Raw genomic sequence first — 26,572 nt, forward strand, 5'->3', positions numbered from 1 at the left:
ACGGACTGGAAACCTTCTCCTGGTAAGTCCCCCTTAATCACATGCGGACGCGATCATGCCCGGACACCTTCAGGGCTACGATCTCCTGGAGTCTAGCAGAGCTGATATCAGCGATGATTACGCGGTTTCGGCCCGCGTGCTTGGCGGCATAGAGTGCGTCGTCGGCTTGTCTGTAAAGCGTGTCGAACGGCCCATCCGCTATGCCTTGCGCGATCCCAATGCTGGTGGTGATCCGGAGAGCGGGTGCAATTGCATCAAAATTGCATTGCGCCAATTCGGATTTTACCGCTTCGCCAAGCCGACAAAGGTCTTGGCCAGCAAGCCCACTCACGCCCACGACGAACTCTTCTCCGCCAAGCCTGCCAACATGGCAGGCATATCGCGCTTCAAACGTCTGCAATTTGCGACTTATAGCTATTAGGACCTCATCTCCTGTCTGATGCCCAAACTCATCATTGACCAACTTGAACCTATCCAGATCGATTACGAGCAAGCCGAACGGGACTTTCACGAGCCCGCCAAAATCTTCTGAGCATCGGGCAAGGAACCCCCTGCGGTTCAACAATCCCGTCATCGGATCCCGTTCGGCGAGTTCCACCATTCTCAAACCAGTTTCGATCGCGACGTCGCGCTCCACTCGCAGGGATCCTAAGCGTGCCGCTGCAAAGCCCGTCAAGCAGATAACCTGCAAGGCGGAAGCAAACAGCATCACAATCCTGTCGCCGCCGCCCCATAACACCCCGCCGAGATCGACTATCTGAGTAATGGCCAACGTTGCCATGGGAATGGCCCAGCTAATCGCAAGATAACGGCCTTCCACATGACGATCCTTCCAGGCTTTTGCGATGCAGGCCGTTGCTAGTGCCACGCAAGATAGGGTCCCGATCCCCAGTATTATGGCAAACCGTCCAATGTTGGCGCCGGGCAGGCCGCTTACCGTACCCAAGGCGAAAACTACGGCGCCGAGCGCGACGAGCAGGCGGCGCGCGCGTTTCGGCGTGGCTTGCCGTAGCGCCGCTGCCGTTGCGAGAGACGCCAACAGAATTGCAAGACAGGCCAGAATAGTCGCGAGGCGGTTCGATGTGGTGCCCGCCATCTCTGGAATTATCGTCAGTCCAATCTGAGACCAAACAAGGCCCCAGATCATGACTGTCGCCGCCCAGCCACCATGCCAAAGAAAAAAGCTTTGCCGTAAGCCCATAGCGAGACCGAAGTTGAACAACGCAGCTATACCTAGAAGAGCCAATGCGGCTCCGATCGCGAATGCGGTCAGCTGGAACTGGCGTTGTGCGGCCGGCTGAGAAACCATTCGCAGCTCAAGCAGATCATAACTCTGCAGGCCCTCTATTCGTAGCCATGCCGCGCTAGCTTGATTGTCAACATCGGTGTCGAGAGCGATCTGACCACCGACTTGCCAATTACTGCCGTAGGCGCCTCGGCCGACCGACCCCGCTTTTTGTATGCCGTTTCTATATTCGAAGTAGACATCGAGGCGTTCGAACCGGGTGGATTGAATGGCGAGCGATGCATCTTGCGAAAGCGCTGGCGCGATCGGCACACGCAGCCAAAGGACACGGCTGCTGTAACTGCGTGGTCTCCCCGAGCATTGCAGATCGGATCTATCGGGAGCGATAACAGAGCGCGAAACGGCAAAGCACGTGTCGGTAGGTGGGGCCGCGAACAGCCCAGGGCCGATGAGTCCAGCGCAGATTATCACAACCGTTTGAAGGAGCGACCGCCACGTGAACCACAGCAAACTCATGTTTGACTTCGAGACCCCTTAGCGAACTGCGCTTCGCTCGCGCTTATCCAATTAGCTATTTCGTTCTTTAACTTAGGTACATTTCATTAAATTCTCTTCAATGCCAGCAGTTAGCAGCAGGACAGACCTCCATACGCATGGCATTTCAACGCTGACTTGCGTCCGTGACAGTCGAACGTTCGCCTCTTACGTAGGTGTCACAAGTAATCAGAATAACGGAATCGCGCTTTCGGCACGTGCCAACACGAAAAGCATCGGGGCTGCTCTGGGAAGGTCGTTCAAGCGTTCGTTGCAGGCAGCACAAATTGCCGAACTCGAAGCTGCCTCTGGGAGGAAGACGACCTCGAAACGTCCCGACAGAATTGCAGCTCGCTTCGCGCAGCGCTCGGGTCAGCCGTCTGAAGCGCGAACAGTAGAGGCCGAGAGATAATATTTCGGACATGGATACGGCGCCGGACGACATATCTCGCGCCGCGACGCGTAAGATGAGCAATACAAATGCTCGGTCTGACCTTTCCGCATCTGTATCGCTTATTTGCTTCAACGGTGTGCGCAGCGGTGCGATGACCCATGTTAAAGGCTCAAAAGCATGCCACGACCGCCGCATAGGATACGTACATGGACCTTGCATCCTGGCGTGACGCGGCAGCGTGCCTCGCGGTTCCACAGATCGAAGTCGAAGCCTTTTTCTTTAGCTATCCGCTGAAGGTCGGCGAACCCTATTCTTACACGTATCGCAATGCCGGTGCACCTCGACGCCGCTGTCGATGAGAGTCCTGACGTCTTTCGTCCAGCCCCGTCGAATTGGAATGACTCTACCGATAGCCGCCGTATCCGCCCGCTTCCGGACCCAAGCAAGAACGTAAGTGGGGCGACGGGCGCGTCCATGATGCGCTGGGACTATTGAGACACAACACTCGATCAGCCGCCGTTCCGCGCGCCGCGCTATCTCTTTGCGACCCATTCAAGCTGGGTGCGCCTAATTTGCAAACAGGATGGAATCGTCATGCTGTATGATGGGCCCGGACAATTACGCCCTATACAAGGCTGTATGATGGGCCCGGACAATTACGCCCTATACAAGACTGCCAATTGCAAACGTGCCGAATTGGGACGCGCGCGGCATTCTCTTTCTCGCAGATCGGAAAACCATTTAGCGGGCGATTCGCCAATCGTTAGGAAATCGCTGTGGCGGTGTCCTCAGGTCCGCAAATGCCGCGATGAGTCGCTTACGATTTTTCATTTGCGAAGCTGGGTTTAAAAAGGGGGGGGCGCGATGATTGCAAGACTGCGATGCATGACGTGCGCGCCTGCGCTCAATGCGATTAAAGCGGCTCTCAAATTAACGTTCGCCAGTCTAATCTTGTCCGCGTCGCCGGCGTTCGGCCAAGCCGATGCAATAACTATTGACGTTAATGCCGATATAGCGCCTCGCTGCGGTTTTATCGGTGCTAGCCCACTTTCGGCTACGGCTCCAAGAGATCTTGAGAGCGCCGCACAGTTGAGCTTTCGGCTCAAGCTGGATTGCAACACGCCCTTTTCTTTCGGCGTCACGGCCGCGAACGGCGCTTTGTTAAACCAAGATGCTTTGAATGATGGCTCAGGCTTCGCCTTTGCGAAAACTTATTACCTGAGCGTCGGTATCGATACTGATCGCGGTGCCATAGCTTCCGAGCGCTGCGCCTCATCCGAATTAGTTACCGGAGGAACTTGTAGCTTCGCTTCGACTGTAACGGGAGAGGGGCTGAGCTCGCGTAACGGAATAGCGATTGATCGTGATGCCACGCTGCAAGTCGAATGGCCGGATCAACGCGAGTTGACGCGCAGACTCGCTCCGGGCCGGTATCGGGATACGTTAATTTTAATAGTGGGTCCGCGAACATGACCCGGCGCACCAAACCTTTTGAAATTTGCAGTCATTCGACCGCAAGTAATGATGGAGTGAATTGGAAATCCATCACTCCCTTCGGATCCGAGAAAAGGACCGGGGGATCTTACTTAATAATAATGCCGTCAATCTAATAGGAGTTGAGAATGAAAAAGTTAGTAAGTGCTGCAACAGCTGTCGCTCTCTCGATCGGTTTTGCAGGTGCGGCTTCGGCCCAGGTGGTCAACCAGCAGGTTGATATCAACGCGAACGTCGCTAGCAAGTGCGGCATTTCGGCTCAGCAGACCTCGATTACTCTTGGCGACCTGACCGATGCCAATGCGAAGGTTCGTAGCGCCGTGACCCAGGAAATCGCTACCGCCCTTAATAACGCTCGCATTATCGGTTTTTGCAACGCGCCGAATAGCCAGGTCGAGGTTGAGCGCGCTGTGCTCGCTCGCGTAGGTGCGACGGGCTCGGGCCTGACCGATGGCGGTTTCAGCCAGTTCGTCCGTTATAACCTTGACGCATCCATCGATGGTTTGGCTCTTGATTCGACCTCGACTGAAGGTCCGTCAACTGTTGCCAACCGTTTCGGCGGTCATATCAGTCTGAGCAGCACCGCGACCCACCTGCAGTTCGCCCAAGCGGCTTCGAACGGTCTAGCCGTTGCCAGCTCGAGTGGCTCGACACCGACCGCAACTAACTGGACGGCGCGGACGGATCGCCGTCTTGCTGCGGGTAACTACACGGGCTTCGTTAACGTCATTCTGACGCCGGGCGCGTAATCTAAGTGAGTTCATGGGCCGGGGCGTGAGAACGCCCCGGCCTTTTTGATAATTGGGACACCCCCCGCATGCCATCGTTGTTTAGGATTCCATTGGTTCGCTTTCTGGCGATTGCCGCATCCTTCCAATTCTTGCTCGCTTCGGTGCATGCTAGCGCGCTGAACGTCCAGCCCGTTATTATCGACTTGGAGTCCTCGGGTCGTCAGGCCTCCGCAGTTATCACGCTCCAAAATGCGTTTGCCGAAACTGCACCTGTCGAGGTCGTTGTTCATCCGGTGCGCATCGTAGACGGCGAACTGGTTGAGTTCGAGAACGAGGAAGCTGAGAATCTTCTCGTGTTTCCATCGCAGGCTACCGTCGATCCAGGTGCGACGCAGGCATTCCGCGTTCAGTGGATAGGCGACCCTGAGCCTCGGAACAGCGAACATTACTACGTGACTATCGCGCAGCTACCGGTGGCCTTTGCTCCCAACCAGAATGCTATTCAGGTTCTTCATCGTTTCCGTGTTCTTGTTAGTGTTGACCGTCCCGACGGCGATGCGAAGCTGAGCATCATTTCCAGCACTCTGCGCCAAGGCGAGAACGGAATTTCGCAACCGGTAATTCAGGTGCAAAACACTGGTGATAACTACGGCTACGTGGGCTCAAATCGGCTCACCGTTACTCAGCGCGATGGCACTGGCAGCGTGGTTTACCGAGAAGTGTTTCAACCGGAAGATATCCAACACAAAATGGGCTTAGGCCTCGTTCCCTCAGGGGCTACCCGCACCTTGCCAATCGGACTTGATCTGCCGAGCAGCGAAGGGCCGGTCAGTGTAGAAATGGCGAAACAGGAAAGTGATTAGCCTAGCCAGCGTTCTGCTTCCCGCTTCGAGTTCAATCATCGGTTTGCATGTCCTCGACCTCTCGGCGAACTCGCATGTAACAGATCGCTTCATCGCCCAAGAAATACAATCTCCTGCGGAAGAGCAATCGGCATCGTCGAATTTTGTCCGGGGTACCGACTTGTCTGGTTCGCTGGCGGATGAGCTCAAAGCGATAAATACTACCGGGCGGAATATCCCGCTCGGCGGTCCGTTGATCGACAATGGCTTTGTCCTAGGACAAATCGATTATCTGCTGCGCGCTGACGGGGAAATCGAATTTGAATCCGAACAGCTTCTTGGGCTGATCATTTCGCGTTTGAGACCTGATTTTGCCAGTCGTTTGGCCCAGAACTTGGCAAATAGGCCAACTGTTAGCGCGAGCGAACTGCGCGCTTTGGGGCTTCCGCTGTCCTACAACCCCCAGACATTCGCGATTGAACTAACCCTCTCGGTCGAGCAGCGTCCGCGACAGCAAATAAGCGTATCCGGCGCGCCTCCTCTCGCCATATCCGAGATCACGCCGCCGGCAGGCGTGTCGGGATACGTGACGATCCTTGGCAATCTCGATTACGTTCACAAAGGTTTCGATCCAGGCTTCCAAAACCCGAATGTGCTGATCGATAGCGCTGTGCGTTTCAATAACTTCGTTCTGGAGAACGAGGCGACACTTCAGGATGCCTTCACGCGCGAGAACACCAGACTGGTATACGACGAGTTAAGTCGTTCTATGCGGTTTGCCGGCGGGGATCTGCGTCCGGTTTCACGCGGGTTTTCGGGAGCGGCTCCGATTGCGGGAATTTCGGCCGAAAGGATCTACGCTGATTTGGATCCTCAACGGAATATTCAACCGCGCGGTCAGCGTAGCTTTACGATTACCCAGAGTTCCACGGTGGAAACTTTCGTAAATGGGGTATCCGTTCAACAAACTAGACTACAACCCGGCACTTACGACATCGGCGATTTTCCCTTTGCTCAAGGAGCGAACGATGTCCGTTTGGTAGTGCGAACCGACAGCGGGAGAGAAAGCGTTGTCAGTTTCTCAATTGCTTTTGATCGCAATCTTCTCGACAAAGGGTTGTCTGAATTCGGCGTTTACGCAGGCGTCGCCACTCCCTTCAGTGGACGTGGGAGGGATTATACCAGTTCTCCTGCCGCTTCTGGATTCTACCGTCGTGGGATCAGCGAGACCGTAACAGCTGGAGGAAACTTTCAGGTCGGCGAGCGAGGAGGCGTAGCCGGTGCCGAAGTGGTTTGGGCGTCTCCAATCGGCACTCTCGGATTTGATCTCGCTGCATCGCGTGTCGATTCAGTGGGCACAGGTTATGCGCTCAATCTGGGGTTCGAACGTGAATTTGGCACAGCAAATACGAGGCGCCGGTCACTAATAGCCACTTACCAATTTGTGAGCGAGAATTTCGCTACTGCCGATGCTCGGACTGCAGTTAATCTATATAGCCACGAGATCGGCGGCACTTTTTCGATGGGGATTGCTCGCGATCACTACGTTAGCGCAGATGGATTTTACTCAGTCGGTCGAGCGCGTCCTGACCAGTACACCGCACGAACCACATATGGCTGGAGAGTAAACGCGCGCATGCTTTTCACTGCAGAGGCCAGCTATCAAGATCGTGGTTCCAACCGAGAATACGGTGTCCGCGCAGCTCTGACCCTCCGGTTGGGTGCTCGGTCGACAGCTACGGCAGAACTGGATACAAGACGGGAGGGTGGACGCCTCTCGTATCAAACCTCTAGCGGCCGCGGTGTCGGATCGTTTAACGCACAGACAACGGTAGAATATTTCGACGAGCAGTTGGCAGCAAACGGAAATATCACCGCCTTGTTAAACCGCGCGGAGGTAGGAGCGGCTCATAGTACGTCATACTCGACCGATTCTCGGTCAATCGTCGATCAGCGAACGTCCTTACGGCTGGGCACCTCTATTGCATTTGCCGATGGTGAAATGGCTCTAAGCCGACCAATCTTTGATAGCTTTGCGATTTTTGCACCCCACCGCACTCTTGATGACGCGCCGGTGTATCTACAGCCCAATGACGACGAATATACTGCGCGTTCCGGGATGTTTGGAGGAGCAGTTGCGACAGATCTATCCGCTTACGCGCCTCAACTGCTGACCTATGATGTTCCTGATGCCCCCCTCGGTTACGACTTAGGTGCAGGCTTAGCAGCCATCCTGCCGCCGTATCGTTCGGGGTATATTGTTAACGTTGGGTCTGATTATTCCATTACTTTCACAGGCGCCCTGCTGAAGTCGAATGGCGAACCTCTCTCGTTGACCGCGGCCCTCGTTTACGAAGTGGATGCTCCGAACCGGCCGCCTGTCCAAGCTTTCACGAACCGATTTGGCAAATTTGTTGCTGCTGGTTTGCGGCCTGGGCGATGGCGAGCGGAGGCGGGGTTCGGAGATAAATTGCAAACCTATACTTTCGAGATACCAGCCGGTGCTGAAGGACTGGTACGGTCAGAACCACTCCAACCTGGAGACGAGCAATGAGGTCACTACTGGGGTTCCTTCTGGCGATTGCGTCACCGGTTTTTGCAACCTCTGCTCACGCACAAGGTCGGTGCGCAGAATTTTCTGCGACCGCGACCGACCTTCGGATCACCTACGATCCATTTCTTCCTGCGATGGTGGATCGTTTCTTCAATGTTCAAATTCGCCAGACTGATCCCAAGATTTCTGGGGTGCGTATTTTATTGGCGGATCCCGATCCGTCTGGCCCTGACCCGCTTCTCGGCGTCAATGGTGTGGCGCGCTACGACGTCGTATGGTCACGCGATCCTAGCAGAAATGTCTTCGCGATGGGTGCCGAGCAGCCAAACTCAACCAACGGGGCGCTGATTGAGTTTTCCGGCAGGGGCGTGCAGAAGGTAAGGAGTGAAAGCTTTCGCCTCCGCATTCCAGCGGGTCAGGATGTCAGTGCAGGCAATTACTATCAACCGTTAGAAGTTCGCTATCAATGTCTATCGGGCGAAGCAGATGTCGGGGTACCGGTAGTTCATTCTGGCGCGCAGTTGGCGATCGACCTCCGTGTCCCAGAGAAAATCAGCACCTTCATCGGATCTGCTGGCGTACAACGCGGCAGGCTTGATTTTGGAAAGGTTGACGCGAACGGTGGCGCGATATCGCGGAGCCTGTCGATTACCGCACAGTCCACAATGCCTTACGAAATCGACGTTCTGTCTGAGAACGGTGCGCTGAAAAGATTTGCCGGCGACGACCGTAAAATTGATTATTCTTTATGGCTGTCCGGCATTCCTTTGACATCGGGTTCGAGAGTTGCCTGTAACAGGGGCATCGCCCCAATGGGCAACACTCATCGGCTACGGGCCGAGATTGATGGGCGAGAAGCAAAAGCCGCAGCTGCTGGCAGCTATAAAGATACGATAACGCTAACCTTCTCGCCCCGCGCAGGGCTAACTGGCGGTACGGAGTGCACTCTCGTTAGTCGGTGATCGAGGAACTAGAATACCATTCCTTTTGGTTCTGCATACAAGACAAACGGAAATCGCTCGGAGATAGGCTCAGGTAGGTACAAGGCTAAATGTCTTTGTCTATAGGCCGGTTGAGTGGAATCGACGAGAACTGTCACGTCGCTTGACTTTTCAACATCGATAGGGATGCCATCGAGTAGCCAATACGCGCCCTGCGACATTTCGGAATGCTTTACCACAAGCCGATAACCTTCGACGCTGTTGCAAAGTTCTATCAGCTCTCCAACTCTGTTCAGCCCTTTTTCGAACATTGCAAACGGTGCAGCCGTTATTTCAGCGGTACAGACAGTTCTAACGCGGGCACTAATCGATATTGAACCGCCTTCTGCATGTGCCGCAGTGCTTGCTGTTAAAACAGTGGCCAAAATCATGGAGAGGCGCAACGTCCGCGTCATCTTACTGCTCCTTCGGGCCTCGATTTAATTCAAGTCACTAAATAATTTCCTAACGCACACCGCAGGCAACGTCCGTAACGGCGCTGCCATATCTCTTGGGCTCGAATAGAGTTTTGTGCTCTCTGAAAAGATGGACGCTCGGTACAATTACGGAATGTCACCGTTAGGGGATTGGCCTTAATCTGGCTGATCATATTGCCTGCGCACATTAAATGACTGCTGTGGAGGTTCTCACAAAGTACTGTAAATGCCGAAAATATCAGGCTGCGTTGGAGAAGGCGAATGGGCCGATTGCGCTAAGTCCACTCGTTGCCGCTTTGGAGAGGGAAGCAGCCATTCAAATCGCAACCTCGTTCCAGTTATTCCAAAGAGCAGATTTGCGTTTCGAGGTTTCTCGCGGCTAGAGAGGCATTTGAATTTTCGAAAAATTATCTTCGGGGGAGAACATAAATGGGTCGCGCATCGCAAACCGTATGGCGCACTGCGTCCGTGCTCGCGCTTGGTATCAGTCTCACGATCGGTCAGACTTCGATCGCTGCGGCGCAGGATGGGGCCAATGCACAAGCTGCGAGTGCAAATGCCGTAATGGGCGTTCCGGCATGGGACATCGCGAGCCCCGATATCGCGCCCGATCCTGACATCATTTTCGGCGTTCTGCCGAACGGAATGCGATATGCTCTTCAGCGTAACACCAATCCGGTTGGAGAGGCAGCGATACGCTTCACTGTCGAAGTCGGGAGCCGCGAGGAGACCGATGCCGAGAACGGTGCGGCCCACTTCGTCGAACACATGGCTTTCAACGGATCCACCAATATCGCGGAGGGCGAGTTGTTGCCGATGCTTGAGCGGCTCGGCCTCGCCTTCGGCGCCGATACGAACGCCGAAACATCGCTGGATTATACCACTTACAAGCTCGCTCTGCCGAATACCGAGGACGAGACGGTCGAGACGGCGCTGACGGTGATCCGCGAAATGGCGGGCGAGCTGACATTCGATTCCGAGGCCGTCGAGCGCGAACGCGGCGTACTGTTGAGCGAGGCACAGCTTCGCAATGATCCCAACCGTCGCCGGATCACCGATTATCTTCAGGCCGCGCTGCCGAATTCGCGTCTGGGCGAACGCGTGCGCGCCGATGTCGAGCGCATTCGCGGAATCTCCGCTGCCGATCTGCATTCGTTCTACGATGCTTATTATCGCCCCGAGCGTGCCACCTTGGCCATTGTGGGCGATTTCGACGTCGCCGAAATGGAGCAGCGCATCAAAGCGGAGTTTGGCGACTGGCAGGGCGAAGGCGACGCGCGCGAAATCTACCAGGGCCCTGTGCCACAGAACGACGCACCCGCGATCGCCAATTTCGTCGATCCGGCGATCCCCGAGATCATCGAGCTCCAGCGCATCACCGCGTGGGAACCGGCAGCGAACACAGTCGCGGATATGCGTGCGCAGTTTCTTCGCGCCATCGCCGGTATCGCGCTTTCGAACCGCATCTCGGCCCTTTCGCGCGCCGCCGATTCTCCAACACTCGGAGCGCAGGCACTTGAACAGCCGCTTTTTCGTAGTGTCGAATCCTACGGTCTTCTGATCGTATCGAAAGACGGCCAATGGCGCGACACGCTCGCTTTGGCGGAGCGCGAATTGCGCCGCGCGAACCAATACGGCTTTACAGCCGCTGAAATTGCCGAGGCGAAGGCTAACATCGAAACGGCGCTCGGCAATGCCGTTGCGCAGGCCGCGGGTCGCCCAAGCGCGGGTCTCGCTGATGCGCTTGTCGCGGCCAGCCTCGCCGACAGCGTGCCGACAGCCCCGGCTGCCGATCTCGCTTTGTATCAGGCGATCGAGCCGACGGTCACGGCCGAAACCGTCAGCGACGCATTCCGGGCGGCCTGGCAGGGCGGGCCGAGTATCGTCCACGTTTCGACCAAGCAGCCTATCGAAGGTGGCGACCAGGCCATCGCGGCTGCGCTGGGCGAGAGCGCAGAAATTGCCGTAACCGCTCCCGAAGAGGCGGCGGCGGTCGATTTCGCCTATTCCGATTGGGGCGCGCCGGGCACTGTCGTGTCCGACGAGACGATAGACGATCTGGGTATCCGCACAGTTCGTTTTGCGAACGGACTGCAGCTCAACCTCAAGACGACGGATTTCGAACCGGGCAAGGTCGCATTCTCTTTGCGCACCGGAACAGGCGCCAGTTCCTTCCCGAGCGATAAAGCCGGTCTCAAGGACTTGCTGCCGATTGCAATCAGCGTCGACGGGCTGGAAGCGCACGATCCTGACGAGCTGCGGCGTATCGTGGCGGGTCGGACAGTCAGCGACAGTCTCGCCGTGGCGAACGGCGCACTGGTTGCTTCGGGGAGCACCACGCAGGCCGATCTCGAACTCCAGCTTGACCTTCTTGCTGCGCGGCTGACTGCGACCGCCTGGCGGCCGGAAACGCAAGCTCAACTGGCGGGTATTGAGCCGATCGTGGCCAAGAACATCCGTTCCGCTCCGACGCAGGTCTTTGGGAGTGCTCTCAACGCCGTCCTGTCCGGCGGCGATGCGCGTTTAGGACTCGTTGACGCAAACACTCTTACCGAAGTGTCGTTGGACGAGCTGCGCGGGCTTGTCGCACCGCAACTCGCGCAAGGCTCTCTTGCGATCGGCTTGGTGGGTGATCTTGATCAGGATGCAGCGATCAAGGCTGTCGGCGCAACGCTCGGCGCTTTGCCCGAACGCGCGCTCCGCGATGAGCATGGTGCGGCACCCGCGCCGGTTTCGTTCGTGGCCGACAAAACGCCAAAAATCCTCACCCACACGGGACAGGCCGATCAGGGCGTCCTGTCGCTGAGCTGGCAGACCGACGACGGCGAGAATCTCCGCGACGATATCGCCCGCGACCTGCTTGCTGCAACCATCGGCCTGCGTCTGATAGAAACGCTCCGCGAAGAATTGGGTGCGAGTTATTCGCCGCAGGCTTTCAGCTTCTCGCAGCGGACCTTCGATGGGTTCGGCCATATCACAGCCTTCGCGACTGTCCCACCCGAAGCAATGGACGATACTTCGAATGTACTTCGCGAAATCGCGGCCGAGATGACCGACCAGGAGGTTGCCGCCGATCTTCTCGAAAGAGCACGCAATCCGATCCGCGCCAATTATGAACGTGCGGAGAGCCAGAACACCGCATGGCTCGACCTTGTCGCCATGGCGCAAAGCGATCCGGCTTTGCTCGATCGCAGGCGGGAGCGATTGGATATCCTCAATTCGATCACACCCGCCGACATTCGGCAAGCCGCTCGGACCTACCTGTCCGACGATCGAGCGGTCGAAATCCGCGTCGTTCCGGAAAGCGGCGAATAGTTTCGCGGTCTGTCGACAAATCCATCAACATAGTTCTGCCGATGAAAATCACCGTACCGGCAGAATCATGCATTCTGCAGCCATGCATTTGTCCGCGTGCGTATTAGGGGAAGCGCTTGCAAAACGATCGCAACGAAAGCGTCGCGCTCGAACTGCGCGATTTGAGCAAGACCTACGGGCGCGGCGCGAAGGCGAAGCGTGCGGTCAGTGATGTGTCGCTCAGGGATGCGGCACATGGATACGACCTTCCCGCATGTGCATCCGCTATGTGTGTCGGTTGTGTGTCCAACACGGTGCGGAAACGCATGCTAAAAGGCGGAAAACCCTCATTTTTACGATAAAGTGGTCGGGGAGAGAGGATTCGAACCCAGAACAGCTCTCAGCCGCAACCGCAGATTTCCGCGGGTTTCAAACAACTGTGTGCGTCTTGTGCAGTGCTTATGTGTATGTGTCCAGTACACATTTTGAGCGCTCTAAAACACAAGCTCTTCAAGGGCGCGCTGGCGATGCACGCAAGCCGAAAAGGTTCCTGTGAGGGGCGCTAGACCACGATGAAGAGGTCAAATGTGGTCCGACTGGGCCAAAATCTGAGTCACATCGAATTTGAGAGATGCGCCAAGCTGCTGAATGCACAGAATTTTACCGAGTTCGACTACCGTGCCTAGGCGCATGCCAACTCGCGCATTAGAGTTTCTGCTCGGAAAGAAAGCGAACTGTCTGATCGCACAGCAAAAAAGAGTCCCTCTTGCTCTTCGTCACCTTTCGCCTGGGCGAGCTCGCTTCAAAGGAAATTTTTAGCCACATGACCCGACGGACGTTGTTTCAACCAGTCTGTGCGATGCGGCATGCCGCATGTCTCGAAACACAAGCCGCCGGACTTCTAGATTGCCGTTATCGCCCCGGCATGAACGGCGATATCTCGTTAGGCCCTGAGCCTGACGCATTTCGCTTCGTTGCGAGTGGGATCCTAATACGGCCATCAAAACACATGGTGTCAGCACCCAGGCCAGAGCCTGTGTCAAGAGAGCGCGTTAGTCGTGTGCATGGAGTGAACAGTCTGAAATTTCTCGTCCCAATTCACGCCCTGCCTTGCCATTGCGATCAGCAGCAGAAAACTCCACCCGACCGACAAGTAGATTGTAATGAAAGCTAAGAAGCTGTTTGACCGTATTTTCTTCGGGCGAAAGTTCGAAATTTGGGCGGAGGAACAAACTTCAATTTCCGCTAGGGTTCTCAATCAGGCGGCAGCTGATATTCTGCGCATTGTGGATACCGAAATAGCGAAGGCCACCTGGCGGGACGGCTTCGATACTGCGCGTTTCCTTCGCAGCAAGGTCGTTCCCGTCACGCGGGAAGTCACCGAGCCACTGGCGGTCATGTTGATCGAGGATGCGAATACGTCACTAGCAGAGCTTGTGGATCTCAAACTGCAATGGTCCCGAACGATCGATCTCGAACCTGAAAATGGCAGTATTTTTGACGGTGTGGGAGATGTCGCCGCCGCTGCCGTGCCGATCGGTATCGGTGCCGCAACTGCGGCAGGCCTTCCATTCATGGCGGTTAGCACCACGGCGGTATTGTTCGGCTTTGTCACTGTCACGACAGTCAGCTGGCCGGTCGTCGCAGCTGGCTCTGCCGTGGCCGCACTTGGCGTTGCGACCGGAGCAATCCAAACGAGCAAGCTGTGGTCGCGAATGCAGGCGCGGATACGGAAAAAGTCCAAAGCCTTCGTCGTTGCTGTGTTGCTCAAGGGTAGGGGAGACCAGCCTTCGCTGCTGGAAAGCCTTACGAGCGAATTTGAAAACGCTGCGCAAACAGCCAAGGAAATATAATGATTGCTTCCAACATACTGCTTCGGAGCATTCCAGAGCATCTGCTTTCCGGAGTGTCTAGCGGCCAATTGGAAGTGCTCGGTTCGATTATCAGGTCGACATCGACAGGGAAGGTCGTAGCGCACCTGCAAGAAGCAGCGCCGCTGGCAAATCTACTAGCGCGGAGCCCACTAGATCTGGTCACGGCGCCCCTCGATCTCGCAGCGCAGGCCATCCAGATTGGGCAAAACGAGCAGATCAAAGCCGGCATTGCTGCTCTGCGTGAACTCCAGACAGCCGGCCTTGTTTTGAATGCTGCATCGATCGGTATTTCAGTGGCAGGCTTTGCCATGCTCAATCGCAAAATCGATGCACTGCAAGCGGATATCGGAGCAGTACACTCAGCACTGGACGGCATCGACACCAAGCTTGACGCGCTTTGTAAAGAGCCATGGGAGAGGGATCGTCAGAGCCTTATGACCTTGGCCGAGAAGCTGGACGAAAGCTGGTTTATGACCGATGGTCGAGGCGAGCTTGCAGATATCGCGAACGAAGCGCATTTCTTAGCTAATCAATTTCATCGGGATGCCGAGCAGGCGCTGGAGCGCGAGGCACTGTTCCTCGTGGCAGTTCCCACGATCGAAGCTTTTGCGTTGGCATCCTCGATCCGCGTTACAGCGCGTCTTGCAATGGACGAGAATAAGGCAGCGCTTGAGGCGTCATTTGCCAGCACCGAGAAATTGTCTGCCTTAGTTGGCAGTATGAAGCCAACAAAAGCGATAATGCTGGAGCTCCAATCTCAGTCCGGGTTGTTCGGAACGCCTGACTGGACTGCCATGCTCGAGGAGCAGAGAAGACGTTTGATCATGCCTGCTATGCGCCTTCGTTCTATCGAAACCTCACATGCAGCGTGCGGCGTGACAGTTGAGAGCTTAATCGAACACGGGATTTCTGGTCGAGCCTGGCTCGAAGCTGCAGGAACGGAAGAGAATGCGCCTCTTTTGATCTGGGAGGTAGGTGACTAGTCAAACTTCCTGACAGGCTATTCTAAGTTTAATCCTGCGCAATTATTCAACAATAATGCTATGCTTGCGTTGATTATGGGAGATCGTTCTAACTAAATTTGTCACTTGGCCGACCAACGTTCAAATGGCTGTTTTGTGTTATCGTTCGATCGGTCGAAAAGTTGGTTGCTTTATAATAGCCCGGAATGGCACCGAACTGTTCCAAGCTGAACCATTTAACACCACCCACCAAATAGGACAGGTAGTGGCGCCAACCTGCACCCGTACTGGCAAATCTTCCAGTGCAACAGTTTTTGAAGCCTGCGGCTCATCAGGTGCGGCACACTTCAAATCAAGCGAAAGATCTCCATCGCCCCGTTGCTCTTCTATGCTTGCTGCAATCTCATATGAGCCCGGCTCCAAGTTATGGAGTTGACGACCAAGCTCGCCGCCCGCACCGGGCTGAATATATGCGGCGATAGTCTTATCAAGGCGCATATCTGCCGAAACTTGCCCTCCGGTTTTAAGTTGCCATGCAAGAGATTGGACACCTTTCGATACCGATCGATTGGGTATTCGCTTTTGAAAAGCGAAGGCGTCTGGGAAGCGAGACTCAGCTATCAATGCGCGCAGCAAAGCGGTATCCGCTTCTTCGGTGGTTCGAGGCGAGCGCTCACGCATTCGTAGATTGTAGAATGCCGCCAACTGAGGCTCGGGAGGCACTTTTCGCCAAAACGCTTCTTCCCACACAGGATTTTGCGAGAGGGCATGTTCAATCACGGAGTAGGATACGGGATCGTTCAGGGTTGCCGACAAAGCACCGATGATATCATTTGTGGCTCTGGGATTGATGCGAGCAAACGTGTCGACGAGCTCGAGCATCTTCGGCGTGTCCTCGTTCTCCGCAGCGCGTTGAAGAAGAACAGCCGCGACCGCCTGGTTGCGCTTGTCCAACTCCCGCGACTTTTCAAGGATAGCATTTGATCTTTCTGCGCTCGCAATACCAAGAACGGCAATTGCATCGCTCGCCAAGGGTTCCCGCGAATAGGCGTCTGAAGCCTTCGTTCTTGCTTGTTGTGGAACGCGAAGAACAACCTCTCCATTTTGCTCAACCGCGGTGAGCGTGTCCAGGGTTTCTTCGGCAACACGAAATCCGTTCCAATCCGACGCCCATGATGGGACTTCACCGCCGCTCGCCAATTGGGCATGAACAGCGAGGCTCAGCCCACCAATCAGAGCTGCAGAGGCGCAAGCAAGGCGGATAGTTGCTTTCAGCTTTTACCGCCTTCCAAGGGTTCTGCATCCGACCCATAACTGTGGCCGTAGCCGTACCCATAGCCATAACCATAAGAGGTGTTGCGGTTGTCCAATTTCGTAACGACACCGCCGAAAATCTTGCCGCCGCCTGCTTCCAGTCGGTCAAGCGCCTGGCCAGTCATGCGAAGCTTGCCGGAGTTAGCCTCGATTACCATTACAACACCATCCACCGCTCCGGCAATCAGTGGAGCATCGGCCAGACCAAGAACGGGCGGCGCGTCGATCACGATGTGGTCGTAATGATCTTTGAGGTATTCAACAAGTTTAGCAAATCGATCGCCGGCGAGCAGTTCCCCGGCGTTCGGTGGCTTCCTGCCTGATGCCAGAAGATCGAAGGAGAAGGGGGCGGCAGGACGAACGAGACGTTGCCAGTCATCTTCACCACGAAGAACGTTGCTCAGACCTTCAGTCAATGGTGACTTCAAATATCTCGAAATTCCGGAGTTACGCATGTCGGCATCCACGATCAGGATGCGATCTCCGCGCTCAGCCAGAATTTTCGCAAGAGCAACACTGGAAAGGCTTTTACCCTCCGCCGGCCTGGTGCTGCACACCATAATCACTTTGGGAACGCCAGCTTCAGACAAGAACCCGAGATTGGTGACGAGAGCGAGATACGCTTCGTAGAGTTCGGAACTTTTGACCTGGAGATCTTCCGCTAGATCGGATTCTTCGCTTCGCGGAATGCTACCCAGAAGCGGAATGCCAAGGACTTCAGCAACCTGGCTGGGGTCGCGCACGCTTTGATCGAGTTTTTCGCGAAGCAGGATTATGCCCCCCGATACCGCACCCCCGAGCAACAGTGATAGCAGAAGGTTGCGGAACAGATTTGGCTCAACCGGGATTCTCGGGACCTCTGCTGTGTCAACAATGGCAATGTTGTTTTCGCCCACACCGGCGACGCCGATTTCGCGATATCGCTGCAGAAGCGAATTATAGAGCGCGCGGTTCGTATCAACTTCACGCTGCAGAATATTGTATTGAACGCTGTCCCGGCGTTGTCCGACGAACTCGTCGCGCAATGCGTCGACGCGCTCCCTGAGCTGGGCTTCGGTCGCGGCGGCTTCGCGATAGCGCGCTTGGATGGCGCCGCCGGATTCGCTGCGCGTCCGGCGAATTTCTGCATCGAGCTGCTCGATCTGCTCAGTCAATGCAACGACAGTTGGATATTGCTCACCTGCGGTAGCACGTAGACGCGCGCGTTCGGCCGCCAATTCGGCGCGTTGCTGCTGGAGAGGCTGTACAGCAGCGGCATCAGCCGGCTGCAGGGACGAGCCCGCAGCGTTCACAGCACTTTGAGCAGCGATGCGTGCGGTGGTGGCCTGCGCCAACGCCTCGTTTAGAGCTTGGAGATCGCGGGCGACGAGTGTCTGGGAAGCAGTTTCTTCACTGTCCCCATCGGGCGATGATTGAAGCGCAAAGAGATTGCGGTTTGCAGCATATGTAATGAGTTCGCGCTCTGCATCCTCCAGCCGTTCTCGCAACTGCGCAAGACGGGTTTCCAGAAATTGGCGCGCTTCGTTTGTCGCGCCGAAGCGCCTTGCAAGATTCGATGCGATGTAGGCGTTGGCCCATTCATTGGCGATCTTTGCCGAAAGAGCCGCGGCTGGGCTTTTGAACTGAATGTCGACGAGGTTGGACGTGCCGACCGGCGCTATGTTGACATTGGTCAGAAGGTTTTGGACGACCTGCTCTTCGAAATTGTCGTCATTTGGATCTAGATCGAATGCTTCTGCGAATTCAGGGGTGGTGAGAAGATTTGCATCGCGCGTAACCTGTTCCGCTAAAGATCGTGCTTGTAGCAGTTCGTATTGTGTTTCGTAGTACTGGGCGTCGAGAACCTGGTCCTGGGTTTCTACGCCTTCAACAGCGGTTACGTTGCTTTCGACGCGGCTAATCTCGATTCGCGTGGATGCGAGGTATTTTGGCGTTATTAATAGCGTGGCTAACACACCCAAGAGCAAGCTGGCTGCCAACACGCTAGCGATGAGTATCTTATTATTCTTGACGGTTTGCCAAACACGCTCGGCGGCAGGCACGGCCATGTCGCGAAGGGATGCACCTTCATCGTCCTCGTAATACATTTCGTAAGGAGCCGGCATAGTGGCGGGCGCAGATTGATGGCGTCTTATCGCAGTCATTTATCGCAAGGCCCGTTCGAGCAAAATAAGGGGGGTCGTTACCAAAGGAGCCACTGACGCTATCAATTGAATACGCCGAAGGGCCGGGGAGTCGCCGACTTGTACAATGTCGCCAGCATAAATGAGGGGATCCGAGTAGTTCCCCCGTTGGATAGCTTTTAGATCATAGACACCGATGTACTTTTCGTCGGCTACGGCCCGAAAGACCAGCACTTCAGTCAACTCGGCAGTGTCGCTCGTTCCACCAGCCGACGCAACGGCTTCTAACAGAGTAGTTGGACCCACGGCGTCAAACCGGCCCGGGGAGTTAACCTCCCCGCCTACGGTGAACAAGCGGCCAGGTTGCTCGACGACATCTATTATTACCTGTGGATCGACAACGTATCTACCGCGGAGACGATCACTGATGTCATTTGAAATCTCGTTTGGCGATCGACCAGCCGCATTAACGGTTCCGATGAGAGGGAACTGGAATTGACCCGACTGTCCTACAACAAGTTCTCGGCTAAGATCTGGGAAGCCGAGAACAGTCACAGTGATTTTATCGAGCGTCCGTATCTGCGATAAGGTGGCTCCGTCAGGGGGAGGCAACTCGGACAGGTTCGCAACCTGTATACTGGGTTCTGTACCAATGGGGCCCGGTGTGGAACAGCCAGTCACCATTACGCAGGCCAGCAGGGCCGCTAATTGAACGTGTCTTTTCATGTACGTATGTCGAACCCTGCTTGCGCCGAAAAGGTCGGTTTTGCTCCAGCACCTAGCCAGACAAAGCGGGAGCGTCTTCGCGGAAACCAGCAAAAAACGCAAGCGCCACGATTGCCAAAACCTCTATCGTGGGAACGCGAACGGGATAATCGACCAGGCTTGCAACCGATAAGATAAGAAGAATGGACGCGCCAAGCCATGGCAGCTTACTGGTGTTTCTGACGGTCTTTCGAGATCTTAACTGGAAGACACGACACGCGCCCAAACCTAGCGCTATCGTCATCAGAATGATCCCTGGCAGTCCGGCTTCTATCGGAAACTGTAGCCAATCGTTATGCGCCTCATTTACATAGGAAGGCATTAACAGATTGGTCGGTTCGAATAGCCTGTATGCGTGTTCATAAGATCCAAGACCCGACCCCCAAGGGAAAAATTCCTTAAGCATGCTCAGGGATATTGGATTTAATTCGCTTCGAAGGTCGGTCAGCGATGGATTTTCAAGAACCCGGGACAAGGCAGGCACGCGATTTGCAAAGATAAATAGCGCCAAGACACCGATGCCCACACCACCGATTACGAATAGCGGCATCCAGGCAGTCCGGCCCCGCATCTTCGTCGAAAATTGCAGGACAGTACAAATCACCGCAGCCATGCCAAGCGCAAGTAATCCAGCGCGCGAGGGATTTGTTAAAATGCAAAGGGCAAAAAAGGCCGCAAGATAAGGCAGCGCTGGTCTGATTTTCAGGTGAAGCTCACGGTATAGAAAGATCGCTATGACACTGCAGCAGGCAAGAAGCACCGCGGCGTGATTGCGATTGGCGAACAGTCCTACAGGGCCATTGCTCGTGATATCGTAGAAAAACAGGCCACTACGCGGATCGGCGAATAGCTGCAGCAATCCAAGAGAGGCAGAAATCACGCCAACCCCTACCAATGTCAGAAGGGCAGTCGTGCGACTTTGCGAGATGGCAAGCCACATCAACACTGCCGCGGGCACCAGCAGTGAACCAAGCGTATTCACCGTGGCGCTTGGGGAAAGAGTCATAGGGCGCCAGAAGAAGTTGCCGAGTAGTTGATCCATTTCACGGACCGTTTCGCGCGGGCCATTCTGTGGAAAAAAAGCGGGCGGAAGGGGAAGGAGTTGAATAAGGCACAGAGCGCCGATTGCCCCCAACAATGCCAAGGGCCATTTTATCGTCGCCAACTGCTTCTGCGTAATGATCAAGCAAGCAGCAGCAATCGCCAATGCGGCAGTTGCTCGCAGGTACGGAAGTGAAGCGATGTCTGCGCGCGATCCTCCTCCGATTAAGGCAGCGAGGCAGATTAGAAAGATGAGCACAAAAGAAGCATATTCTTGCAGCGCTTCCCGAAGGAAGGAGACGGACATCGCCTTTCGTAGAGGGCCAATCGAACCGCCTCGCGAATGCCGAGCACGTTTTTTTAGGTTGGAAGCCAAAACTGTTCCTCATACTTGGAGGGCGGGCATTAGATGCAGGTCGATTTTATATCAACGCGCCAGCTGTTCTTGAGAAGATCAACCTTACCGCGCTTATTGATGCTCGATCCGTACCTTCCTGCAAGTGACTGTATCGTCTGCGCAATCATTCCGTCCCGGAAGGGCACAGAATGTCCAGGAGATGTTCTGGCGCTTGATCGCTAGGTTGGAATTCGTTAACGACCTGTGTGCCTTCGGGCCACACATGCTCTTTGCATCAATGATTTGGTCGCTTAGTTTCTGAAACTGCCGACAACTCGTAAATGTGAAGGGCACCCGCCTTGGAGGGGTGCTCGCTATCATCCAATTTAATGGGTGAAATGCGTGCGGCCTGATCTGGCCTTTCGGGTGCATTGAGAGTCGCGCGTGTTACAGAAAAGAACGCCCACTAATATCGGCGAGGTGAGCTTTGTACATCGATTGAGGTTTGAGCTCCTCTTCGTTGTCACGCTTGGAGTGGTCCTTCCGGTGTTTATCGGTCTCCTTTGGCAACCCCAATTAGCTTGGACGTCGTTCGAACTAGATCGTGCGAATCTGTCTGGTCTGCGTGCCGAACCCGCCTTCAATTCTTTCCTAGGCGCGCTAATCGCAGCATTCGGTGCAACGATTGTTCTTAGGCGGTTTCGGGATTATCCAGGAACAGCGGTCGCAGAATCTGTTCTTCCCTTGATCACGTCGTTTTACGGCTCATTTGCCGCCGTCGTAATTTTCTTCCGGATCGAGTACTCGATCAAAATTTCTGCGCTTTGTTTTTTTGCCACGGTTCTCGCCAGGTTTGCGATCGAGACGCTACAGTTTCGGTTGCCGGGCAAAGTCTACTGCTTAGTGCCGGGTGGTAAGATACACCGCGCGCGCGCGTTGCAGCGCCCTCTACTCATTGATTTGCCAGAAGATCCTTCAGCAGTCATCGACGTGCCCAGAGGCGCTGTAATCGCGGACTTGCATGCAGATTTGAAGCCCGAATGGGAGAGGTTTTTAGCCGAAGCGGCGATTTCTGGACGGCCGGTATATCACTACAAGCAGGTCGTAGAAGCGGAGACGGGCCGGGTTCGAATGAACCATCTTAGCGAGAACGAATTCGGCTCTCTCGTGCCAAGTCTTGTATATCAAAAGCTCAAGCGTAGCGTAGATGTCCTCGCTTGCCTGATCCTTTTGCCGATTGTCGTACCGGTGATCGTCGGGACCGCCGTTCTGATTAGACTGGACAGCCCCGGGCCAATCTTTTTTCGCCAGCGTCGCATGGGCTTTCGCGGCAAGCCGTTCTGGATGATCAAGTTCCGAACGATGACAGTCACCAATGACGGTGGCGATCGAGAGAGCTCGATTACGCATGAATTGGATCTGCGGGTCACGCGCCTCGGTCGTTTTCTTCGTCCGACGAGGCTCGATGAACTTCCGCAGCTTATCAATATTCTTCGGGGAGAAATGAGCTGGATTGGACCTCGCCCAGAAGCGGTAAGTCTTTCCGAATGGTACGAGCAAGAAATCCCTTTTTACCGCTACCGCCATATCGTTCGTCCGGGCATAACCGGTTGGGCTCAAGTTAATCAGGGCCATGTCGCGTCGGTCGAAGAGGTAAACCATAAGCTGCAATATGACTTCTACTATATTAAGCATCTGTCGTACTGGCTTGATATCGTAATAGCCTTACGCACTTTGCGAGTGGTCCTTTCGGGCTTCGGTGCACGGTAATTTGCGATGAATACTCGTTTTCTCAAAAACATTTGGTTCGAGCCGCAATCGTTCGCTCTGTCGGCGGTGCTTTGCGCTTCAGCAATTGAGCAGCTTCCAACCGTCGAAATTGTCGCACATTCTTATTGTTCGCTGCTGTCGTGGTAGGCATCGAATTGAAGGAGGCTGTCATGCGCCGCTGGTATGTCGCGCAGGTAAAGCCCCGTCAGGAAAAGCTGGCGATCGCACATCTTGAGCGCCAGGGGTTCGAAACGCATTGCCCTTTAGTCGCGCGTTCTAAGATGGTGGCGAAACGGCCAGTAGTAGTGAGCGAAGCGCTATTTCCCGGATATGTTTTCGTTCAGTTTGCCGGTAAATCACGTTGGCGCTCAATTAACGGCACAGTCGGAGTTCTGCGCTTGGTAACTTTTGGTAATGATCCCGCGCCTGTACCGAATGGCTTCGTCGAGCGCCTACAAGAAACTGTAGACGAATTCGGCAATGTTATGTTCGAAGAAGATTTTCAGATTGGCGATGCTGTGCGCGTCATAGGCGGTCCTTTCGATGATCTGCGCGGCTCGCTTGCAAGTGCTCCAGGGTCTGAACGTGTGGTGGTTCTTCTTCGCCTGCTTTCGGGCGACACCAGAGTCACGCTTCCGCGCGCGCAACTCATAGCTGCCTGAGAATATAGTCGTCTAATTTTCCTCAAAAATTCATGCCGCCGATTGACCATCGAGATCTTCGGGCCTAGCCAGCCGTTCAAATTTGAACAGGGCTTTTGCCCCAGTTGCAAACCGAATTGGCACTGTGCAGGACGATTCCTGCGCAGTGCGGTAGCCGTGCAGACCGATCCTCACCCTTCTACGCAGCCTGTGCTCTCCGCGCGTGAGGCGCTCGACTGCGAAATCCTATATTTGCTCGAACACGAACCTGGGATTACGCAGCGCGAAATCGCCCAGCGCATGGGTGTAAGCTTGGGCCGCGCGAATTATTGTCTGCGAGCGCTTGCGGGCAAGGGCTGGCTAAAGCTTGACCGTTTCCGGCAGTCGGAAAACAAGGCGCGCTACGTGTATGTTTTAACGCCCGGCGGGCTTGCTGAGCGTGCGCGGCTGGCAGGTGGGTTTCTGGCACGCAAGCGCGCGGAGTACGATTATCTCCAAGCGCAGATTGCGCGGCTCGAGCGGCAGGTCGCTGGGGACGCCATATGACCTGGACTCACAGTCGGTGTTATCGCGCGAGAGCCTCCGTTGGAAGCACTGCGCCCTTCCTCTTTCGGAAAATTGAGGGTCAATTTGAGATCATGGGCCTGCCCTTGTCCGGCGGTTCGGTAAGTCCGGCCATGGTTACATTCGCGCCTATTTTGATCGACCGAAGCTCGCTGAGAAGTGTCTGGAGATCCTTCGAACCCCGCAGTCGTGGGGGCGCGCATTCATCCATGGTACTAAGACGGACAGGGAGTAGTTTCGTTGACCGATAAGTTGAAGGTGTTGTTTGTCTTTGGCACACGACCAGAGGCCATTAAGATGGCGCCCGTTGTAAAAGCGTTACAGGCTACGCCGGAGATTGATGTTCGTGTTTGCGTTACAGCGCAGCATCGAGAAATGCTCGATCAGGTCTTGAAACTGTTCGAAATTTTGCCCGATTATGACCTCGATCTGATGAAGCCTAGCCAAGGCCTCTTCGAGATTACGACCCGCGTTCTGACAGGTTTGAAAGATGTCCTGATCGCCGCCTCGCCCGATCTTGTGCTGGTCCACGGAGATACTACGACGACGCTAGCAGCCTCCCTCGCCGCCTATTACCAGCGCGTTCCAGTAGGCCATGTCGAGGCAGGGCTTCGCACAGGAGACATCTATTCGCCTTGGCCTGAGGAAATTAACCGAAAGATTGCCGGCACGATCAGCCAGCTGCACTTCGCGCCAACAGAAACATCGAAAAAAAATCTGATGGCCGAAAACGTGCCTGAAGAACAGATTTTCGTCACGGGCAACACGGTCATCGACGCCCTTTTTGACGTGGTCGGAAAACTCGATTGCGATTCCGAGACTACCTCTAAGTTCGATGAAGCCTTCGCCATCGATACGGATCGGCGCATCGTCCTCGTCACAGGGCACCGGCGCGAGAGTTTCGGGGACGGCTTTCACCGGATCTGCGATGCGCTGGCCCGTCTTGCCGAGCGCGACGACATCCAGATCGTCTATCCAGTTCATCTCAACCCGAACGTGAGGGGCCCAGTTGTAGAGCGGTTGGGCGCGCTGGATCGCGTCAGCCTCATTCCTCCGCAGGACTACCTCCCTTTCGTCCATCTGATGCGCCGGGCCGATCTCATTTTGACCGACTCAGGCGGAGTGCAGGAGGAAGCCCCTTCGCTCGGCAAGCCGGTGCTCGTCATGCGCGACACGACTGAACGTCCTGAGGCGATCGACGCGGGAACTGTCAAGCTCGTTGGTACCGACCCCGATTTGATGATTGCCGAAGTCTCCACCTTGCTGGACGACAAGGAAGCCTACGAAGACATGTCCCGTGCGCACAACCCTTATGGCGATGGTTTGGCCTCGAACCGGATCAGGACCGCAATTCTCGAATGGGCACGTTCAAAGTAATCGAGGGATAAATTGGAAAACAAATTCAAGCGAATCTCTGTGATTGGCCTCGGCTATATTGGTCTGCCGACAGCTGCGATGTTTGCTTCACGCAAAATTGAAGTTATCGGAGTAGACGTCAATGAGGCTGCCGTGGATACGATCAATCGCGGTGAAATCCACATAATCGAACCGGATCTCGACATGGTGGTACACGCGGCCGTTCACGAGGGCTATCTGCGCGCGGCGATTAAACCAGAGTCAGCTGATGCATTCTTGATTGCCGTGCCGACCCCATTCAAGGGAAACAATAATGAGCCGGACCTCTCGTATATTCAGGCCGCATCGGATGCCATCGCGCCCGTGCTTCAGAGGGGAAATTTGGTAATTCTGGAGTCGACGTCCCCAGTCGGAGCAACGGAGACAATGGCTAAATGGCTCGCTTCGGCGAGACCAGATCTCACCTTTCCGCAAGATGCCGGCGGAGGTTCAGATATCCGGATCGCTCATTGTCCTGAACGAGTTCTGCCTGGGAAGGTTATGCAAGAGCTGATTTCGAATGACCGAGTGATAGGAGGTATGACACCGCAATGCTCAGAGCTAGCAGCGTCTCTCTACAGGGTTTTTGTGACTGGCGAATGCGTTTTGGCATCCGGTCCACGTGTCGCAGAGATGGCCAAGTTGACCGAGAATAGCTTTCGAGACGTGAACATTGCTTTCGCTAATGAGCTTTCTTTGATTTGTGATGAGCTGGCAATGGATGTTTGGGAGCTAATTTCGCTGGCCAACCGTCACCCCCGCGTAAATATACTGCAGCCAGGCCCTGGAGTCGGTGGGCATTGCATCGCGGTAGATCCTTGGTTCATCGTGAACTCAGCTCCGCAGCACGCTCGCCTAATTCATATGGCGCGCCAAGTTAATGACAGCAAACCCGATTGGGTCGTCGCCAAAGTTAGGGAGGCGATAGGATCATACCTGTTGGATAACCCAAACAAGTCGGCGCGCGACGTGTCGATAGCAATATATGGTCTAACGTTTAAGCCCGACATCGACGATCTTCGCGAAAGCCCCGCTCTCACAATTGCTCGCAAACTGGTTGAGGGAGACTACGGAAATATTTCGATTGTCGAGCCCAATATCGATAGCATTAGCGGCCTCTTTGAGCGCAGTGACGTTTTGCTCAATCAAAGAGAAAAAGATAGGGTGGCCGACATTGGCGTAGTCTTGGTGGCGCATAGAAATCTAGATCTTGAGAAGAGTAAGCATTCATATTTGGTCGATGCATGCGGCGCAATAAAGGCATAAAGATTGTTGACCCC

The 26,572-nt window shown here is 55.0% G+C and carries 21 protein-coding genes; 15 read left to right on the plus strand and 6 right to left on the minus strand.

Annotation, left to right across the window (positions count from 1 at the left end):
- Nucleotides 1-37: 37 nt before the first annotated feature.
- On the minus strand, nt 38-1,558 hold the full coding sequence (locus ACIGGE_RS12185; RefSeq protein WP_397490540.1) for a diguanylate cyclase: 1,521 nt from the start codon (nt 1,556-1,558) through the stop codon (nt 38-40).
- 822 nt (nt 1,559-2,380) lie between these two features.
- Here ACIGGE_RS12185 and ACIGGE_RS12190 point away from each other — a divergent pair.
- From ACIGGE_RS12190 to ACIGGE_RS12215, 6 genes are all read left to right on the plus strand, one after another.
- Nucleotides 2,381-2,533 carry a hypothetical protein gene (locus tag ACIGGE_RS12190; RefSeq protein WP_397490541.1) on the plus strand — a complete coding sequence of 51 codons (153 nt, stop codon included), beginning with the start codon at nt 2,381-2,383 and terminating at the stop codon, nt 2,531-2,533.
- 505 nt (nt 2,534-3,038) lie between these two features.
- Nucleotides 3,039-3,647: a hypothetical protein gene (locus ACIGGE_RS12195; protein WP_397490542.1), complete on the plus strand. Its 609-nt coding sequence runs from the start codon at nt 3,039-3,041 to the stop codon at nt 3,645-3,647.
- Between the two features lie 149 nt (nt 3,648-3,796).
- Entirely contained in the window at nt 3,797-4,417 is a 621-nt protein-coding gene (locus ACIGGE_RS12200) for a hypothetical protein (protein WP_397490543.1), read from the plus strand.
- Between the two features lie 68 nt (nt 4,418-4,485).
- Nucleotides 4,486-5,262 (plus strand): molecular chaperone, encoded by a 777-nt coding sequence (locus ACIGGE_RS12205; protein ID WP_397490544.1) that lies wholly within the window; start codon nt 4,486-4,488, stop codon nt 5,260-5,262.
- Entirely contained in the window at nt 5,255-7,795 is a 2,541-nt protein-coding gene (locus tag ACIGGE_RS12210) for a fimbrial biogenesis outer membrane usher protein (protein ID WP_397490545.1), read from the plus strand. The genes ACIGGE_RS12205 and ACIGGE_RS12210 overlap by 8 nt, the downstream gene beginning before the upstream one ends.
- The gene (locus tag ACIGGE_RS12215; RefSeq protein WP_397490546.1) at nt 7,792-8,757 is read left to right on the plus strand and encodes a hypothetical protein; all 966 of its coding nucleotides are present in this window, start codon (nt 7,792-7,794) and stop codon (nt 8,755-8,757) included. Before ACIGGE_RS12210 ends, ACIGGE_RS12215 begins: the two co-directional genes overlap by 4 nt.
- 8 nt (nt 8,758-8,765) lie before the next feature.
- Here the strand turns inward: ACIGGE_RS12215 and ACIGGE_RS12220 are convergent, their stop codons facing one another.
- Nucleotides 8,766-9,191 carry a hypothetical protein gene (locus ACIGGE_RS12220; RefSeq protein ID WP_397490547.1) on the minus strand — a complete coding sequence of 142 codons (426 nt, stop codon included), beginning with the start codon at nt 9,189-9,191 and terminating at the stop codon, nt 8,766-8,768.
- A gap of 450 nt (nt 9,192-9,641) precedes the next feature.
- Here ACIGGE_RS12220 and ACIGGE_RS12225 point away from each other — a divergent pair, with 450 nt between their 5' ends.
- From ACIGGE_RS12225 to ACIGGE_RS12240, 4 genes are all read left to right on the plus strand, one after another.
- Nucleotides 9,642-12,527, plus strand: coding sequence for a M16 family metallopeptidase (locus ACIGGE_RS12225; RefSeq protein ID WP_397490548.1), 2,886 nt, complete (start codon nt 9,642-9,644; stop codon nt 12,525-12,527).
- 116 nt (nt 12,528-12,643) lie between these two features.
- Entirely contained in the window at nt 12,644-12,868 is a 225-nt protein-coding gene (locus ACIGGE_RS12230) for a hypothetical protein (RefSeq protein WP_397490549.1), read from the plus strand.
- An 801-nt stretch (nt 12,869-13,669) separates the two neighbouring features.
- Nucleotides 13,670-14,359 (plus strand): hypothetical protein, encoded by a 690-nt coding sequence (locus tag ACIGGE_RS12235; RefSeq protein WP_397490550.1) that lies wholly within the window; start codon nt 13,670-13,672, stop codon nt 14,357-14,359.
- Nucleotides 14,359-15,363, plus strand: coding sequence for a hypothetical protein (locus ACIGGE_RS12240; RefSeq protein ID WP_397490551.1), 1,005 nt, complete (start codon nt 14,359-14,361; stop codon nt 15,361-15,363). Before ACIGGE_RS12235 ends, ACIGGE_RS12240 begins: the two co-directional genes overlap by 1 nt.
- Before the next feature lie 138 nt (nt 15,364-15,501).
- Here the strand turns inward: ACIGGE_RS12240 and ACIGGE_RS12245 are convergent, their stop codons facing one another.
- From ACIGGE_RS12245 to ACIGGE_RS12260, 4 genes are all read right to left on the minus strand, one after another.
- Nucleotides 15,502-16,542, minus strand: coding sequence for a hypothetical protein (locus tag ACIGGE_RS12245; RefSeq protein ID WP_397490552.1), 1,041 nt, complete (start codon nt 16,540-16,542; stop codon nt 15,502-15,504).
- Between the two features lie 71 nt (nt 16,543-16,613).
- Nucleotides 16,614-18,743: a GumC family protein gene (locus ACIGGE_RS12250; protein WP_397490553.1), complete on the minus strand. Its 2,130-nt coding sequence runs from the start codon at nt 18,741-18,743 to the stop codon at nt 16,614-16,616.
- A 57-nt stretch (nt 18,744-18,800) separates the two neighbouring features.
- Nucleotides 18,801-19,505 (minus strand): polysaccharide biosynthesis/export family protein, encoded by a 705-nt coding sequence (locus ACIGGE_RS12255; protein WP_397490554.1) that lies wholly within the window; start codon nt 19,503-19,505, stop codon nt 18,801-18,803.
- A 52-nt stretch (nt 19,506-19,557) separates the two neighbouring features.
- Nucleotides 19,558-20,892, minus strand: a complete 1,335-nt coding sequence (locus ACIGGE_RS12260) for an O-antigen ligase family protein (RefSeq protein WP_397490555.1) — start codon at nt 20,890-20,892, stop codon at nt 19,558-19,560.
- A 474-nt stretch (nt 20,893-21,366) separates the two neighbouring features.
- Between ACIGGE_RS12260 and ACIGGE_RS12265 the strand changes: the two genes are divergently transcribed.
- The 5 genes from ACIGGE_RS12265 (at nt 21,367) to wecC (ending at nt 26,558) form a co-directional block, all read left to right on the plus strand.
- Entirely contained in the window at nt 21,367-22,692 is a 1,326-nt protein-coding gene (locus ACIGGE_RS12265) for a sugar transferase (RefSeq protein ID WP_397490556.1), read from the plus strand.
- Nucleotides 22,693-22,862: 170 nt separating this feature from the next.
- Nucleotides 22,863-23,354 (plus strand): transcription termination/antitermination protein NusG, encoded by a 492-nt coding sequence (locus ACIGGE_RS12270; protein WP_397490557.1) that lies wholly within the window; start codon nt 22,863-22,865, stop codon nt 23,352-23,354.
- Nucleotides 23,355-23,510: 156 nt separating this feature from the next.
- Nucleotides 23,511-23,879, plus strand: a complete 369-nt coding sequence (locus tag ACIGGE_RS12275) for a MarR family EPS-associated transcriptional regulator (RefSeq protein ID WP_397490559.1) — start codon at nt 23,511-23,513, stop codon at nt 23,877-23,879.
- A gap of 258 nt (nt 23,880-24,137) precedes the next feature.
- On the plus strand, nt 24,138-25,274 hold the full coding sequence (wecB, locus tag ACIGGE_RS12280; protein WP_397490560.1) for a non-hydrolyzing UDP-N-acetylglucosamine 2-epimerase: 1,137 nt from the start codon (nt 24,138-24,140) through the stop codon (nt 25,272-25,274).
- A gap of 12 nt (nt 25,275-25,286) precedes the next feature.
- Entirely contained in the window at nt 25,287-26,558 is a 1,272-nt protein-coding gene (gene wecC / locus ACIGGE_RS12285) for a UDP-N-acetyl-D-mannosamine dehydrogenase (RefSeq protein ID WP_397490561.1), read from the plus strand.
- Nucleotides 26,559-26,572: the final 14 nt, after the last annotated feature.

The organism is Qipengyuania sp. NPDC077410 (assembly GCF_044543405.1).
GTDB lineage: Bacteria > Pseudomonadota > Alphaproteobacteria > Sphingomonadales > Sphingomonadaceae > Qipengyuania > Qipengyuania pacifica.